We start from the raw sequence: 16453 nt of genomic DNA, 5'->3' as shown, positions 1-16453 counted from the left end.
AAGAAAGACAACATTTGAGGTTAAAAATAGAACATATTTAACCTAAACATATTCCTTGAATTTTTTCCGATAATTGTTTGGTGTTTCACCAAGATATGATTTGAAGGTTCTCGTAAAATGGCTATGATCGGAAAAGCCACAGATATAGGCAATTTCAGTTAGGCTTAGGTTTACATTTCCCAACAATGGTATTGCTTTTTTTATTTTGTGCATGCGAATATAGTCTCCCAAGGTGGTATTCAGGTATCTTGGAAAGCTGCGGGACAGATGCACCGGATGAACTCCCAGAATATTGGAAAGCGAAGTTAAGTTCAAGTTTTCCACATCGTCATAAATGATTTGCTTTAACTTTTTTATCCAATGTGGTTCCACAACTGTACACACAGGATTCTTTCCCCAAACTTGATCACAGAGTTGAAGCGTCAAAAAATCCAACGATACTTTTGAATATTTATCGTCACATTTAAATTCGTAATAAATCTTGGCCAAGGTTTGGTGCAATCTTGGGTCTTCCAAAAGCTTACTTCCTTCCCAAAGTTCCATGTCCAACCTTTTCTTTAAAAACCAACTGCGATCCAATTCAATATGGAAACCTCTTGCATTGATGCTTTCTTTGGTATTCATATGGGTTTCCTGCCAATTATGGAACAAAAAACTGCCTTGGGGGCACAGTGTTGTTCTTTGGTTATTAATATCTTTCAAGTTTCCATCCAATACATACATAAAGTATGGATTCTCATGATAATGCCAATCGGTTTTTGGTAAATTATAGCCGTATTCAGAGAAAAAAACGCCCGCATTGTCCACTTCTGATTTACGTACACCGTAGTAGTTTCCTTTTTTTAATATTTTCATACAGTATAAAGACTCCAGAATCTGGGCTTTGTTACGGGTTTTAACAACGCATCAATTTTTTGCCAAGGCCTTTGCTACTTTTTTATTCCACTCCAACTGTTTCTTTTCATTTCTGGAAAAATTGGTTTCCCAATCATATAATTCCTGAAAATCTTTAAGCTCTTGTAAAATCTCCTTGTAAATCTTTCGTATTTCGGCCTTTACGTTATCTGAAAAAGAAGTACGCTCAAGTTTGTCCCTCATCTTGCGGGCAAAAAGTTCTGCAATATCAAAATGCAATTGTTCGTGACTAAGAATAAGATTATCACATATCTCTGGTTTGTACCAAGATTCGTTTGGATAAAAATAGGCATTTACCTCAAAATCCAAATCTACTTCATGATGAATTAAGTTTGCTGAATATTTATAACTGATTCCACTTGCGGTGGTAGCTGCAGGAATGGCTGCAGGTGGTATCTTACCCTTAAAGTCAGCCCAAGTGAGTCTTTTTTCCGGTGCCCATAGCATACTCTCCCCAAGTTCTTGGGCTTGACCCAAAAAAATAAAGAAACAACAGAATGCTATCGCTATTATTTTACCCAATTAAATTGAATTACTTTTTCAATGTCCGGGTGTAAGCTGTAATGGACAGGGCATGTGTTCGCTGTGTTCTCCAAAATTTTCCTATGTTTCTCGGAAACATCTGCCCGGAACTCCATGGTAACCTCTATTTTTGAAATTCTTCTTGGGTTTGCTGCCATGTGCTTGGTTACTTCTGCTGTGGCTCCTGTTAAATCCACATCCAAATCCCTAGCCTTAATTCCCATCATGGTCAACATACAACTTGCCAAACCTGTTGCTACAGTATCAGTAGGTGAAAATGCCTGTCCCAAACCATTATTGTCAACGGGAGCATCCGTAATAAACTCACTATTGGAACGCAAGTGCAAACAAGTGGTCCGTAATTCTCCTGTATAAGTTACTTTAGAGGTCATCGTTCAATTTTATTTCTTTTATTCTTAAGCTATCGTATTCCATCAAATAAGAAGCCTTGTTATAATATCCTGAAGATAAGTCGTTGTAATAATTAAAACTATTGCCGGCATATTCCGTAAGGCCTATGATTTTTGAAGTCTCGAAAAGATTGTTCTTATGTGCCAATTTCAATAAGATATCAAATGTGACATCGAAACCTCGTACGGCGTAACGATCCGGTTTTACACCATTGTATTTTTTTTGATAGGCCTTTGTAAAAGCATCATTAGCGACCTCCCTATAAAATGATGGATACGTAAACTTTAAGTTGGAAAGATGGGTTTTGGAAATAACATCACTTTCAAATGCAGGATTGAAATTGGTCGTAAACATCCGTACAACAATCTCTTCAGTGTTAGCAGAATTTAGAATTGAGGTTACACTGGAAACCATATTGGGTTGGTCAGTCTCTAAGAATACCCAATTTTCTTTAGTTTCTGAAAGTTTTACCAAAAACCTATTTAGATGTAGCGACTTGTTGTCAATAATGGTCGCTATTTGTGCTGATGGAAATTTTGACAAAATAGAATCATGCGCGACCTGATGCGTTGAATCTGCAATAATGATGACATTTTGATTCTTATATTCCTTACCTAGATACGATAACATTTTATCGCGAAGTACAGCATCAGTTGGAACGGAATAATACACGTTTCCGTGGCTATAACCGCTATTGGAACCTATTGGAGAAATTACAGGTATATTTTTTGATGCCGCCTGAACGGCAACTTCATTCAATGCGTTTGAGGATACAGGGCCTATTATAGCATTTACCCCGAACAGATTCTCCCTTGATAAAATATCTTTGACCTTTTTTTGGTCAAGCTCAGTATCAAATGTCTTCACATCTACAGACACACCCATTTTTTTAATGGAATCCAAAGCCACGATTGCTCCCGAATAAAAACCAAGACTCAAACTTATATCTTTCCTGATTTTTATCTGTCCCTCTGTTTTCTTTTTATCGTTCAAATCTATACGGTCCAGCCTAAACGGTAGCATGAAGATCAATTTTGGTCTATTTTTTACATTGATGCTATCCACAAGATTGATTTTATCCAGGACCAGCGCATTTTTAACTTCAAGTCCAGACGCTTTTTCTTTGGGCAATTTTAAAATCATCCCAGCTTTTAGACCATTTTCCAAATCGGGATTCATTCTAAATAATTCATCTCTGGTTACATTGAGATTTTGGGTAAGCCTAAATATATTCTGTTTGGGTTTTACCTCATAGAAAATAAAATTTTCGGTGTTCACTTCACCGGAATTGTCCCTCTTTTTTGGCAAACGTAGTACCATACCTTCTTTAAGCCCGCCTAGCTTCATGATTTCTGGATTCAATTTTACGATCGAATCCGAAGAAATTCCATATTCCTTGCCCAAACTGTAGAGCGTTTGCTTTGGTGGTACTGTAAAAGAGGTGAATAAGTTTATTTCTTGGTTTTCAAGACTGTCCCCTTTGGGTCTGGGCAATTTTAACTCTTGACCTACGGCCAGATAATCCGAGCTTTCATTCAGTTCAGGATTTAGAACTACCAAGCTATCTACTGTAATACCGTATTTATGGGCAATGCTCCATCTGGTTTCTTTGGGTTGTACGGTATAGGTTTCAAAATCAAGCTCTCGTTCATCTTCTTCTTCTGGTTCTGGGAATTTTGGTATTTGAAGTACCATTCCCTTTTTTAAGGGTTCTGAATACAAATTCCTATTATAGCGCTTTAGCTGCTCTTCGGTAATTTTATAACGTTGCGTAAGACCGAACAACGTTTCTCTTTTCCTGACCCGATGTCTTGAAAATCCCAAAGGTTTTTCCTGTAAGCTTACTTTTTCTTCTTTTGGTTGGCTCTGTTCGTTGATAACAGACCCGCCCAAAGGAATAATCAGAATTGTATTCGGTTTTACATCGGAAGCAGTTTTAATTTCCTTATTGGACTGGAGTATTGTAAAAGGTGTTACCCTGTACCTTTGAGAGATACTTCTTAAGGTTTCTCCTTCTTTGACCGCATGGGTCGTATACTCTTGAGCGGAAACTTGGATTGAAGCCAAAAAAAGAGCGACAAAACCAAGTCTTAATATAATTTTTTTCATTCCCATTCTATAGTTGCAGGTGGTTTTGAGCTAATGTCATATACTACTCTATTAACGCCTTTGACTTTATTTATTATATCGTTGGAGGTCTTTTGCAAAAACTCGTAAGGTAAATTTACCCAATCTGCCGTCATTCCATCCGTACTTTCAACTGCTCTTAGCGCAACACATTTTTCATAGGTACGCTCATCGCCCATGACACCTACACTATTTACGGGCAAAAGCATAGCACCCGCCTGCCATACTTTGTCATATAGGTTCCATTTTTTAAGACCTTCTATAAAAATGGCATCGACCTCTTGCAAGATAGATACTTTCTCCTTGGTGATGTCGCCTAAGATACGAATTCCCAAACCTGGACCGGGAAAAGGATGTCTGCCCAATATAAAGTCTTCCATGCCAATGCTTTTTCCTACTCTGCGTACTTCATCCTTGAACAAAAGATGCAAGGGCTCAACAATCTTTAAATTCATATAATCCGGCAATCCCCCAACGTTATGATGGCTTTTTATTACTGCTGAAGGACCACCACTTGCTGATAAAGATTCTATTCTATCAGGATAGATGGTGCCCTGCGCCAGCCATTTTACATTTTCAATCTGGTGTGCCTCATCATCGAATACTTCAATAAATACCCTACCAATTATTTTCCTTTTCTTTTCAGGGTCGGACTCCCCTTCCAAGGCATCCAAAAAACGTGCCGAAGCATCTACACCCTTTACATTAAGGCCCATATCCTTATATTGGTGCAGTACATCCTCAAATTCATTTTTACGCAATAATCCGTTGTTCACGAATATGCAGTACAAGTGCTTTCCTATTGCTTTGTGAAGCAACATTGCCGCAACGCTGGAGTCAACGCCTCCAGACAATCCCAATATTACTTTATCATCGCCTATTTTTTGCTTAAGCTCTTCTACAGTAGTATCTACAAACGCATCTGGTGTCCAATCTTGTTCAAGACCTGCAATATTGACCAAGAAATTTTTAAGCAATTGTGTTCCATCTTTGGTGTGGTAGACTTCTGGATGGAATTGAATTCCATAGGTATTTTCTCCGCCAATTTTAAATGCGGCATTTTCAACATCATGGGTACTGGCCAATCTAACGGCTTTCTCCGGTAAATCTTTAATTGTATCACTATGGCTCATCCAAACTTGGCTGCCTTTGCGGATACCGTTCAAAAAATGTTCATCGGCTTTTATATAGGATAGATTTGCCCGCCCATATTCCCTGGTTGCGGAAGGTGCTACGTTTCCTCCATTGGCATGTGCTAAATATTGTGCTCCGTAACAAATGGCCAACAAAGCTTTTTTTCCTTTAATTTTCGACAAATCAGGACAAGGAGCATCTTCCCCCCTCACTGAAAATGGAGAACCCGATAGAATTACCGCTCCATATTTCGATAAATCTTCCGGTAGCTTGTTATATGGCTTTATTTCTGAATAAATATTGAGCTCCCTAACGCGGCGCGCTATCAACTGTGTGTACTGGGAACCAAAATCAAGGATAAGTACGTTGTTGTGCATGGGCAAAAATAGCAATTTGCAGGAGTTGGAAAAGTATCTTTAAGGGATATTTATAACAACTTATCCGAAAAAAATTTCACCTTTTGGTTTCATTCTATTTCTGTGGCTATATAGGGCGAGCTTATAGCATTTTTTAATAATCAATATTAATAATCGATACCAAAGCAATAAAAAATCTTCATGAGAAACATTCTTGGAGAATATAACGCCAAGTAGCTTTTTTCTTAACAATTTTCATCATTTATTTGCATTGTTAAACACGAGACCATGATCAAGGGATTTATTTTTGATTTAGACGGAGTCATTACCGACACCGCAGAACTCCATTATACGGCCTGGAAAAATCTTGCCGACAAAATGGATTGGGAATTTGATAGAACGATCAACGATAAACTTCGTGGTATTTCCAGGATGGACTCTATCAAGGTTATATTGGACCACAACAATGCCAAGCTCAACAAAGAAACCCTAGTCGAGCTAGCCAAGGAAAAGAACGATATTTATGTGGAAAGTCTCAATACAATGACCCCTGATGATTATCTGCCTGGAATAAAAGAACTCTTGACCAATCTCAGAATTGAAGGCTTCAATGTAGCTTTAGGAAGCGCTAGTAAAAATGCCTTGAAAGTATTGGAGCAATTAAACGCAACTGCCTTTTTTGACATAATAGGTGATGGCAACAGTGTTTCCAAAAGCAAGCCCGAACCTGATATTTTTCTATATGGTGCCGAAAAATTGAAACTACAGCCCGAAGAGTGTATTGTAGTGGAAGATGCTGAAAGTGGAATAGATGCCGCAAAAGCTGGAGGCTTTCATAGTATTGGCATCGGCCCAGAAGAACGATTGGGTCACGCTGACCTACGTTTTGATTCCACAAAAGAAGCTACATTATTCGAAATAAAATCATACTTTAAGGACTTGTTTTAAAAGTCGTTAAGATGAAAAATAGTATTTGTGCGTTTCTTGCACTCCTTTTGAGCATATTAAACCTATCCGGTCAAAAAGATGGTTGGAAAATTACCTCAGAAAAAGTAGAGAAATATACGGGAATCGTAACTGCAAACGGCAGAATAGGAATTTTACCTGAGGACAAACCCTTTAAAACCAAATCGATAATCCTCAACAATGTTTACGATAAGGAATCACCTTTGGGCGTAAGCAAAATATTGTTGGGAATAAATTTCGCAAATCTAGATGTTGAAATCGATGGTGAGGAAATCAATGGGAACAATATTTCGGGTTGGAGCCAGACCTTAGATATGAAAACCGCCGGTTTTACGACCAACTTCACTTTTAAGGACAAAGCAAGAGTTTCATACACCATATATACACTACGGAATGTTCAATATTCAGGTTATATCGATGTTGTAATAGAGCCGCTAAAGGATATTACCATCAAAACAACGGGTGTTATCACTACACCGGATGAATATCACAGTCCAAATAGTACATTTAGAATTTTGCAAGATTTGGAAACTACTATGCCAGTGCTTCAAACCGTGGCAGAAAGCAGAATGGGAAAACATGTGGTTGCTACCTCCGCTACTTTTATCTGGCATGCCATCAACTCGACCAGAGAGCACCAAAGACCAGAACTTAAGCACGAGCAGGTTTCGGCTTATGACAATAGACTTTCCTTTAAAAAAACTTTAAAAAAGGGAGAAAAATTTGAGTTTGCATGGACAGGAGCGGTATGTACGACCCAAGATTTCGATGATCCACAAACTGAATCTGAACGATTTGTGATTTTCAATCTGTTGACACCCAGCACAGATTTATTGGGTCAACATAAAAAACTGTGGGAGGAACTTTGGGAAGGCGACATTATTATTGAAGGAAATGTACAAGACCAGTTGGATGTTCGCCTTGCTCTATATCATTTGTATGCTTTTTCAAGAGGAGATTCAGATTTGAGCATAGCCCCCATGGGATTGTCTTCGCAAAACTATAACGGACATATTTTTTGGGATACGGAACTTTGGATGTTCCCTCCCTTGCTTATGCTCAACCAAGATATAGCTCGCTCTTTGATGAATTACCGTTCAGACAGATTGGATAAAGCCAAAGAAAAAGCCATCAATTTTGGATATAAAGGAGCTATGTTCCCTTGGGAAAGTGACGATACCGGTGAAGAAGCTACACCAGCCTGGGCGCTTACAGGTACATTTGAACATCATATCACCGCAGATGTGGCGATTGCCTTTTGGAACTATTACCGAGTATCTAAAGATAAAGATTGGTTGAAGTCCAAGGGATATCCACTAATGAAAGAAGTTGCCGATTATTGGGTAAGCCGTTCCACGAAAAATGATGATGGCAGCTATAGCATCAAAAACGTAGTAGGCGCAAATGAATTTGCCCCAAACGTAAATGATAATGCCTTTACCAATGGTTCTGCAATCACTGCCCTGCAGTATGCAACCGAGGCCGCAAAAGAAGTTGGGGAAATTGCTAACCCAAAATGGAACAAAGTTGCCTCAAAAATCAGAATATTGAAATTTCCGGATGGCACCACAAGAGAACATGCTAGCTATGATGGAGAGATTATAAAACAAGCAGATGTGAACCTGCTTACCTATCCATTGAATATTGTAAATGATGAGGCTACGGTGGTAAAAGATTTAAAGTACTACGAACCTAAATTATCTCCTGAGGGGCCTGCTATGGGTCAATCCGTTTTTGCAGTAATCTATGCCAGATTAGGTGATGCCAAAGAGGCGTATCGTCTCTTTCGTAGAAGTTATGAACCGAATAAACGCCCACCTTTTGGAGCTTTGGCCGAAGCAGCAACAAGTGACAACCCTTATTTTGCAACAGGTGCAGGGGGAATGTTACAAGTTGTGTTATTTGGATTTGGAGGGCTGGACATTACGGAAGAAGGTATCGTTCAAAAAAATCCTATCCTGCCCAAAGAATGGAAGTCCTTAACATTGAAAGGTATAGGGCCAAAACGGAAAACATATACAATCAAATAAAAAAAGCCCCGGGAACCACTCCGGAGCTTTTTAATAAAATCAAAACCAACCTAAACATATGAGTTTGACCACTCATATTTTTGAAAATTTCAAAGCAATTTTCAGTACTAAAACACCTAGCTTAAAAGAAACCCTACCTTAAAATCAATTTTTTTGAAAAATATATATATTTTCTTTATCAGGGCCATAATTTAAAATACTGTCTTTGGGCTGTATGTTTTCAAAAACATTTTTCAGATTTGATACGACAACATGATTCTTATCTATCTTTCTGCTATCTGGAATTGAGAAATCATCTAACGTAAAAAGCTCTTTATCTGGATTTAACAATTTAATTTGGCCACCATAGGTTACATTGGGCAAAATCCATACTGCGTCACTATAGTCTGTATTTAGTTTTTTGGATAGCTGTCCATAATCAAAATGAACAGCTGAAAATATCCCAAGGAAGCGTTCAACCGGAGTACGTAGTACTTGGAACATGATAATCAGTAAAAACAAAACAATTCCTGTTTTTTTGATATTTTTTTTATTGATGTCAATGCTCTTCATAAAAACCACTATGTAGGGCAATACCAATGGAAGTAGCCAGCGTGTTTGGACATCTTGAATGTTTATGAGTATAAAACATAGAACCAACAACAAAAGCTGTACAATCATTAGTTTAAAAAGCCAACTTGAACGTTCTTCTTTTCGCCATTGCACTATTTTAGATAAGAACAGTAAAATAAACACTAAGGCAAAAGGGGCGCTAATATCAAAAAGGGTTTTAATACTTTCAAGTAAAGGTGTAAAAATGATTGTTCCGTCTGCTTCTATACCCAACTTTATATACACGCTTTCTTGCACATTGCGAAAATAACTTTTGGTGGTATACCAATACAGGTGAGGCAGAAAAAGTATGAAGGCAATACTATATGAAACCAGGATTTTTTTGTTCCAAAAAACATGTCTGATAGTCAAATCAAAAAATGATGTGGCAATAACTGCCAACAGGAAAAATGCATAATTATATTTAGAAAGCATTCCTACACCAAAACAAATTCCCAACAAAACATAATCCCTAAAATCTCTTCTTTTAATTAGTCTAGCAACAACATTGAGAGTAAGCAATACTACCAAGCAAAGCAGCAGTGTATGGGACAGCCTCCTAAAAGTAAAATCAATGAAGACAGGAATCAATAAAGAACTTAAAACAACCAAATGGGCCTTGAAGCTATCTTTCAATATTTTTTCTGCAAATTCATAAAGAGCCAAAAGTGTAGCTGCGAAAAAAATACCCCTTAAAAAAGAAAAAGAAAATTTTGTGACACCAAAGATAGCGTTTATCACTTTTTGCAACCAAGTATATAAAGGAGGTTGATCATCGTAGCCCCATCTCCACCACTGTGAATAATAAGCTTGTTCAGCATCCTCCAATTCCAAAGATGTTTTAAGGTAGCTGATTACAATTATGGAAATAAAGGAAACAAGTGCCAAAACCCATTGTAATGGTAAGTTTTGTATCCTTCTTAGCACGTCTAAGACATTTTTACTATGAGAAATTCATGAGCCAGAGGTTGTAAATGCTCAATTAAATTTGGAATAAGTTGTTCTCCAAACTCCAAATACAGCGTTGAAAAATTAAGTTGGCGTTCTTGCAATGATTTGTTTGGAAAAAGCTCGTTTTGGATATCGGTCATTCGCACGACATGGTCCTTTAATTTTCGCTTTTGCGCTTTGAGCAATCGTTTTTCCAAGGCATCCAATCCTTTTTTTTGCTTCACTTCTTGGGCCTTTACAGCACCAATAAACGTTTTATCAGTTTGTTCCGCAAGCTGGTAAAGATTCCGGAACTGTTCTTCCAAATGCTTTTTTTGTGGTGAAAAGTCAATATCGATATTCGAAATTTCCCGAATCTTTTTATTGATGAAACTGTTCTGTTTCAAAAAAAGGTCGGCAACCTTTAAATCCAGTTTTTCAATTTTTTTTAACTCCTTTTCCGTAATCAGTAAAGCTGAATTTCTAAGCAAGAGCATTGGAAAAGTAATATCCATAGAATCGAAATAGGATTTCAGCTCCAACCAATAGGCCAACTCCCCTCCCCCACCAATGTAGCATAGATTTGGGAGGATTACCTCTTGGTACAATGGCCGTGCAATAACATTTGGTGAAAATCTTTCGGGATAACTTTCAAGCTCTTGAAGCAATTCACTTTGAGAAAACTCGATTTCGGTATTGTTTACATAGAAATTGTCATCCTTTTTTACGATGCGCTCTCGAATCCCGTTCAAAAGATAAAAATAATTGATTTCCCTGGGGTTTACTTGAATGGTATAATCCGAAGAAATAGTGGACAGGGCATCTATACTTTCAGAAACTTTATGAAAAGGTTCATGGCCAATAATATCTTTTTTGGCGAAAGGAACCAATAATTGCTTTAGTACGGCATCATCGCCATCAACAATGACCAATCCATATTTCCCAAAAAGCTCGTTAGCTAGGTAACGTGTAGCATCTGAAAGGTTTGAATGCTCTACGTATGCACTCTTAAACATGGATTTTAGTCTATTCGCATTGTCGGTATTTCCTATTTTAGAAGCAAAAGTATCCATTACCGAGTCGAGTCCTTCAGTACTTAGAGAACCTACTGCCCCGGAAGCATCCTTGTTCCATTGAACCTTTTGTCCATTAAAATTAAAATAGTTGATTTCGTCAAAATCATGATCTTCGGTGGCCATCCAATATATGGGTACAAAATCATGTTCTGGATATTCGCTTTTCAGCTGTTCCGATAGATTTATCGTGGAAATAATCTTGTACAAAAAATATAGCGGGCCCGTAAATAGATTTAGCTGATGCCCCGTAACCACCGTAAATGTTTTTTTTTGCTCCAGTAAAGTAATTTTCTCTGCTGTAGCATCGGAAACTTGGAAACCCACATATTGCCCGTTCAAGGCATTTACCAAAATTTTTCTATTGGCCACTGGATAGTTTGCAGCCTTTTCCTTTAATTGATCTTTGAAATTATCAAGGTTGGGAAACCTATTAAAAAAAGGGATTAGCTCCTTTTTTTGGTCAAGATAATCACAGATGAGTTTGGAAAAATAACCAGTTTCTCTAAAAGGGATACAATCTACTTCCATTAAAGCTTCAATAAAGTGCTAAAGATAAATGTCTTCTTTTTTTCTACCGCTAAAAATACGTTAATTACTTTTTAACGGATTTGCATGTTCTCCATCAAAACTAAAATGGTGATTTTGGAATTTATTGCTAGATTTGATTTTAGCTAATATACCTTTGCATGACCAGAATTTTACTCTCTTTATTTGTATTTACTACATATTCAATATCCGCGCAACAATTAAAATCACCTTCAGAGTTTTTGGGCTATGAACTTGGTACTGAATTTACCAGACATCATGAAGTCGTGGATTATTATCAATATTTGGCCAAGGAAGCATCTGATAGGGTTCAATTAACGGTCTACGGTAAAACCAATGAGCGTAGACCTCTTTTGTTGGCTTATGTATCATCTGCGAGCAATATCTCCAATCTGGAAAATATCAGAAAAGAACATTTAAAGGATACGGAGGGAGCGGGAAACGCATCAAAAGCAATTGTATGGCTAAGCTATAATGTTCATGGCAATGAAAGTGTGAGCACGGAAGCTTCCATGCAGACCATTTACGATTTATTGACGTCCAAAAGTTCTTATTTGGAAAATACGGTCGTCATTATAGATCCTTGTATAAATCCTGACGGTCGCGATCGTTATAGCAACTGGTACAATCAATATAAGAATTCGCCCCATCAAGTAGATCCCAACAGCAAAGAGCATCATGAGGGTTGGTGGACAGGACGAAGCAATCATTATATGTTCGATTTAAATAGGGATTGGGCATGGTTGACCCAGATTGAAAGCCAACAGCGCATAAAAGTGTATAATCAATGGCTGCCTCATGTGCACGTAGATTTTCATGAACAAGGTGTAGACAATCCATATTATTTTGCTCCTGCAGCGGAGCCTTATCATGAAGTCATCACAGACTTTCAACGTGATTTTCAAGTGACTTTGGGTAAGAACCACGCAAAATATTTTGATAAGAATGGCTGGTTTTATTTCACAAAGGAAATTTTTGATTTGTTTTACCCAAGTTATGGGGATACCTACCCTACCTATAACGGTGCTATTGGAATGACCTACGAACAAGGAGGAAGTGGTCGGGCCGGTCTGGGAGTGATTACAAAAATTGGCGACACCTTGACCTTAAAGGATAGAATAGCCCATCATTATACTACTGGAATGTCAACCATAGAAGTTTCATCCAAAAATGCAGATAGGTTAAATGATGAGTTTAGAAAATTTTATCAGAATCGAAATTTTAAATATAAGAGCTACGTTGTTGACGGCAACCTCGACCACATGCTCTCCATACTTAAACTTCTTGATAAACACAATATAGAATACAATAAAGCTTCAAGTGGTACTATCAAAGGTTATAATTATAATACAAATACTAATGAAACTATTAAAACCGATATAAACAGTGTTGTAGTCTCTACGGATCAACCAAAAGGTACCTTGGTCAAGGTACTCTTTGAGCCCAATGCGAAATTAAGCGATTCGCTTACCTATGATATTACTGCGTGGTCCTTACCTTATGCTTATGGGTTAAATGCTATTGCTTCCCAAACACAAGTTCCAGTAGATGGTAAAGAAAATAACAGATTATTTTTTTACGCTGGAAAACCATCAAAAGAATCATTTGATAACAATGATAACTACGCCTACATAACAGATTGGGACAGCATGAAAGATGCCCGGTTTTTAGCAGCATTGTTAAAGGAAGGTATACGGGTTAGGAAAGCTGACCATCCTTTTGCCATTGAGGGAAAGTCTTTTGAAAGAGGAAGCCTAATCATCATGAAGGCAGACAATCAGAATAAAACCGATTTTATTGAAACTTTACAAAAAGCCTCCAAAAAATTCAATAAAAAAATTACCGGTTCAAAAACAGGTTTTGTGGATACAGGAAAGGATTTTGGTTCTTCCTATGTCAAAATGATTACTAAACCTAAAATCGCAGTACTATCGGGAAAACCAACCTCAACCTTACGTTTTGGTGAAATATGGCACTTTTTTGAACAGCAACTGGAATATCCCCTTTCTGTAATCGATAGTGACTATATGGATAAAATAGATTTGAACGATTATCATATTTTTGTATTACCAGATGGGCGTTATGGTAAAGTTTTCAATGAAAAACAATTAAAAAAACTAAAGGGCTGGGTTAAAAATGGAGGCAAACTTGTCGCCTTTGGTGGGGCCATTGATGCAATAGATGGTGAAAATGGATTTGGCATCAAGAAAAAAGAGGTCGTTAAAGATTCTGTCAAAAATATTCCAAAACCGCACATGAATACGCAACGAGAACGAATTAAAGAAGCCATTACGGGAGCTATTTTTAAAACTAAAGTAGATAATACCCATCCTTTGGCCTATGGATACGGAACGGATTATTTTACGCTAAAATTAGGAAGTTCAAGCTACGATTACCTTAAAAACGGTAATGTTGTTTACCTTGAGAAAAATATTGAGCCTGTTTCTGGTTTTGCTGGAAGCGAGGCTCAAAAGAAGGTGGGCAACTCCCTTATTTTTGGCGTTGAGTTGCATGGTAAAGGCAAAGTTATCTATATGGTCGACAATCCATTGTTCAGGGGATTTTGGGAAAACGGCAAATTATTTTTCGCCAATGCGCTTTTTATGGTAGACTAGAAATTTCCTTTTTGAAATCCAATATTTAAAATATTCACATTTAGTTTTAAAGGGTTTATTTCATTTTGTTGAACAAATATGAAATCGAAAAAAATTAATTAAATATATGTCGATATTGGATTTTTCTTTAGTTGAATGTTCCAAAAGATTTCCATTCTACACAATATAACACAAGAAAATGAAACTGATTATTAAATATTTATTTCTGATTTTTTCACTGTCGCCGTTAATGGATTATGCCCAAAAAACATCAATTGAGTTTGAATCAAATGGTAGGACGCAAGAAGAAACAAAAAAAAATCCTTTCGAAAAGTTTATAGGGGAATGGACTCTCAAAAATGACGATTGGACTCATAACTGGGGAAATGGAACTGAAAAATTAAAAATTCCAAACCATCATACTATTTCAAAAGAAATCAATACAAGTAATAGTTTGTTATCCATAATCGACGGACCTCAACCTAATGGACATATATTTTGGTCTTATAATCCAAATACATCAGAAATTTATCATTTATCAAGTTTTGGGAGTATTAGGGCAGGAAATGGAAAAGGAACTATTAACGCAAATGGAGATGTAAAATTAAAACTATCATTTGAAGGAGAGCCAAAAGGAACGTATAGAATTTATAATTATAAGTGGATAAACGATAATGAATATCATATGAAATCTGTTCAATTCTCAAAAAAAGATATTCCGACTGGACAATTTTATGAAGGAGTTTTTATACGTATAAAAAAATAGCGCAGTGTATAACATGGTATATGAGATATAGCTAGTACAGACTTTCCAACAAGTTTCTGTATATTTTGAAGAATGCCAAATTTAAAAATTGGGCATTTGACTATCCGATACGAAACTTCGTATTTTCTTCACTATGTTTCATATACAAGACCGCTAAAGATAACGCTCAAGCATAAAGATTCGTCCAATACAAAGGCCAATATTGGAAAACTAGTGACAGTAATCAATCCTTATAATTTAAGAATAAACTTCCAATTTTACTGTATCTCCCTATAATAAGAGACATCAAAATTTACTGTAAATGTATCTTTGAAAAACAAAATAGAAACATGGCCTGGCATATTGTACTTTTTCTTTTTTTTGCAGTTTTTGGCATAGGAATAGGTTTGCTTTTTTTTCTTAAAGAAAGGGGAAATCGGTTTGCGAACGCACTACTGGGAATTTATACTTTGCTTTTCTCTTATGAGCTTTTGTACAATTGCTTAAAATGGTCGGGGAATCTTATTGAACCCCGGTTCGTTCATCTTGCTATTACCCATTTTCCCCTTTGGGTGATATATGGCCCGTTGGTCTATCTTTTTATAAGGGCCGTATTAAAACAAATCACGTTTAAGATAAGTGACCTGTTCTTTCTAGTTGCCCCGTTTCTTATTGTAATACTTAATATTCCATTTTATCTCTTAAAAGCATCAAATAAAGTTGAAGTACTGCTTACAGGAACTCTGAACGACTATTCTTGGATGCCCAATGGTACTATTTGGGTCATAATAGTAATTATGTTTTTTTATGCATTCTTGACCTATCACCATTTTGGACCCCACAGAAATATTGGCTTTAGGGAGTATAAATGGTTGAAGTGGTTTTTAGGTTCCTACCTTGGGTTTACCGTATTATTTTCTTCCTACATCTTTCTCACAAGATTTGGCCTTATGAATCCTGCATACGATTATTTAGTGGACATTGCCATTGTGTTTTTCATCGCAGTTCTGAGTTTCTTCGGTTTTGTACAACCAGAGGTTTTTGAAGGAAAATCGATTAAGGACATGATTCCTTTTGTAAAATACAAGAAAACTGGCCTGTCCGACACCTTATCAATAGAGATGAAAGATAAGCTTTCTGAAATAATGAACCGCAATAAACCCTATCTTGAAAGTACCCTGAGGCTAGATGACCTATCCCGTCAATTGAACCTGTCCAGAAACCATACTTCCCAAATTATAAACCAGCACTTTAATCTATCATTTTTCGATTTTGTCAATAAATACAGAGTGGAGGAGGCCAAAAAGCTACTCGCACAAAACCCGGAAAATTTTACGATTACCCAAATCGCCTATGATGCAGGGTTCAATAATCGTGCTTCATTTTATAAAGCCTTTAAAAAATTTGAAAACCAAAGTCCCACACAATACCTACAGCCCTCCAAAGCATCTTAATCCATAATTATTTGTAAAGGTTTACACAAAGAGACACTTGCCCGTGCCAAAGAATC

General features: G+C 36.9%; 12 protein-coding genes. 5 read left to right on the top strand and 7 right to left on the bottom strand.

Annotated elements, in window-relative coordinates; translation table 11 throughout:
• Nucleotides 1-42: 42 nt before the first annotated feature.
• The 5 genes from HME9304_RS12925 to guaA are packed head-to-tail and all read right to left on the bottom strand — an operon-like array spanning nt 43 to nt 5486.
• Nucleotides 43-855 (bottom strand): helix-turn-helix domain-containing protein, encoded by an 813-nt coding sequence (locus HME9304_RS12925; RefSeq protein ID WP_112378981.1) that lies wholly within the window; start codon nt 853-855, stop codon nt 43-45.
• A 51-nt stretch (nt 856-906) separates the two neighbouring features.
• The gene (locus HME9304_RS12920; RefSeq protein WP_112378980.1) at nt 907-1437 is read right to left on the bottom strand and encodes a DUF922 domain-containing protein; all 531 of its coding nucleotides are present in this window, start codon (nt 1435-1437) and stop codon (nt 907-909) included.
• On the bottom strand, nt 1425-1829 hold the full coding sequence (locus tag HME9304_RS12915) for an OsmC family protein (RefSeq protein ID WP_112378979.1): 405 nt from the start codon (nt 1827-1829) through the stop codon (nt 1425-1427). The genes HME9304_RS12920 and HME9304_RS12915 overlap by 13 nt, the downstream gene beginning before the upstream one ends.
• Nucleotides 1819-3957, bottom strand: a complete 2139-nt coding sequence (locus HME9304_RS12910) for a PBP1 and LysM peptidoglycan-binding domain-containing protein (protein ID WP_112379824.1) — start codon at nt 3955-3957, stop codon at nt 1819-1821. The genes HME9304_RS12915 and HME9304_RS12910 overlap by 11 nt, the downstream gene beginning before the upstream one ends.
• Nucleotides 3954-5486, bottom strand: coding sequence for a glutamine-hydrolyzing GMP synthase (gene guaA / locus HME9304_RS12905; RefSeq protein ID WP_112378978.1), 1533 nt, complete (start codon nt 5484-5486; stop codon nt 3954-3956). Before guaA ends, HME9304_RS12910 begins: the two co-directional genes overlap by 4 nt.
• 267 nt (nt 5487-5753) lie before the next feature.
• Here guaA and pgmB point away from each other — a divergent pair, with 267 nt between their 5' ends.
• The gene (gene pgmB / locus HME9304_RS12900) at nt 5754-6413 is read left to right on the top strand and encodes a beta-phosphoglucomutase (RefSeq protein ID WP_112378977.1); all 660 of its coding nucleotides are present in this window, start codon (nt 5754-5756) and stop codon (nt 6411-6413) included.
• A gap of 11 nt (nt 6414-6424) precedes the next feature.
• Nucleotides 6425-8461 carry a glycosyl hydrolase family 95 catalytic domain-containing protein gene (locus HME9304_RS12895; protein WP_112378976.1) on the top strand — a complete coding sequence of 679 codons (2037 nt, stop codon included), beginning with the start codon at nt 6425-6427 and terminating at the stop codon, nt 8459-8461.
• Nucleotides 8462-8605: 144 nt separating this feature from the next.
• Here HME9304_RS12895 and HME9304_RS12890 read toward each other — a convergent pair whose 3' ends face one another.
• Nucleotides 8606-9979: a glycosyltransferase family 39 protein gene (locus HME9304_RS12890; RefSeq protein WP_164674842.1), complete on the bottom strand. Its 1374-nt coding sequence runs from the start codon at nt 9977-9979 to the stop codon at nt 8606-8608.
• Between the two features lie 2 nt (nt 9980-9981).
• Nucleotides 9982-11586 (bottom strand): bacillithiol biosynthesis cysteine-adding enzyme BshC, encoded by a 1605-nt coding sequence (gene bshC, locus HME9304_RS12885; protein ID WP_112378974.1) that lies wholly within the window; start codon nt 11584-11586, stop codon nt 9982-9984.
• Nucleotides 11587-11744: 158 nt separating this feature from the next.
• Here bshC and HME9304_RS12880 point away from each other — a divergent pair, with 158 nt between their 5' ends.
• The 3 genes from HME9304_RS12880 (at nt 11745) to HME9304_RS12870 (ending at nt 16397) form a co-directional block, all read left to right on the top strand.
• A complete protein-coding gene (locus tag HME9304_RS12880) occupies nt 11745-14219 on the top strand; it encodes a M14 family metallopeptidase (protein WP_112378973.1) in 2475 nt (824 codons plus the stop codon).
• Nucleotides 14220-14397: 178 nt separating this feature from the next.
• Nucleotides 14398-14964 carry a hypothetical protein gene (locus HME9304_RS12875; protein ID WP_123877482.1) on the top strand — a complete coding sequence of 189 codons (567 nt, stop codon included), beginning with the start codon at nt 14398-14400 and terminating at the stop codon, nt 14962-14964.
• 329 nt (nt 14965-15293) lie between these two features.
• Nucleotides 15294-16397 carry a helix-turn-helix domain-containing protein gene (locus tag HME9304_RS12870; RefSeq protein ID WP_112378971.1) on the top strand — a complete coding sequence of 368 codons (1104 nt, stop codon included), beginning with the start codon at nt 15294-15296 and terminating at the stop codon, nt 16395-16397.
• The last annotated feature ends 56 nt before the right edge of the window (nt 16398-16453 follow it).

This window comes from Flagellimonas maritima (assembly GCF_003269425.1).
In the GTDB taxonomy this organism is placed as follows: Bacteria; Bacteroidota; Bacteroidia; order Flavobacteriales; family Flavobacteriaceae; genus Flagellimonas; species Flagellimonas maritima.
The sequence above is the reverse complement of the archived record's forward strand: the minus strand, read 5'-3'. Positions and strand labels throughout refer to the sequence as shown.

Coding starts and splice junctions, on each gene's coding strand:
- HME9304_RS12925 (WP_112378981.1), bottom strand. CDS start 855: ATGAAAATATTAAAAAAAGGAAACTACTACGGTGTACGTAAATCAGAA.
- HME9304_RS12915 (WP_112378979.1), bottom strand. CDS start 1,829: ATGACCTCTAAAGTAACTTATACAGGAGAATTACGGACCACTTGTTTG.
- HME9304_RS12910 (WP_112379824.1), bottom strand. CDS start 3,957: ATGAAAAAAATTATATTAAGACTTGGTTTTGTCGCTCTTTTTTTGGCT.
- guaA (WP_112378978.1), bottom strand. CDS start 5,486: ATGCACAACAACGTACTTATCCTTGATTTTGGTTCCCAGTACACACAG.
- pgmB (WP_112378977.1), top strand. CDS start 5,754: ATGATCAAGGGATTTATTTTTGATTTAGACGGAGTCATTACCGACACC.
- HME9304_RS12895 (WP_112378976.1), top strand. CDS start 6,425: ATGAAAAATAGTATTTGTGCGTTTCTTGCACTCCTTTTGAGCATATTA.
- bshC (WP_112378974.1), bottom strand. CDS start 11,586: ATGGAAGTAGATTGTATCCCTTTTAGAGAAACTGGTTATTTTTCCAAA.
- HME9304_RS12880 (WP_112378973.1), top strand. CDS start 11,745: ATGACCAGAATTTTACTCTCTTTATTTGTATTTACTACATATTCAATA.
- HME9304_RS12875 (WP_123877482.1), top strand. CDS start 14,398: ATGAAACTGATTATTAAATATTTATTTCTGATTTTTTCACTGTCGCCG.
- HME9304_RS12870 (WP_112378971.1), top strand. CDS start 15,294: ATGGCCTGGCATATTGTACTTTTTCTTTTTTTTGCAGTTTTTGGCATA.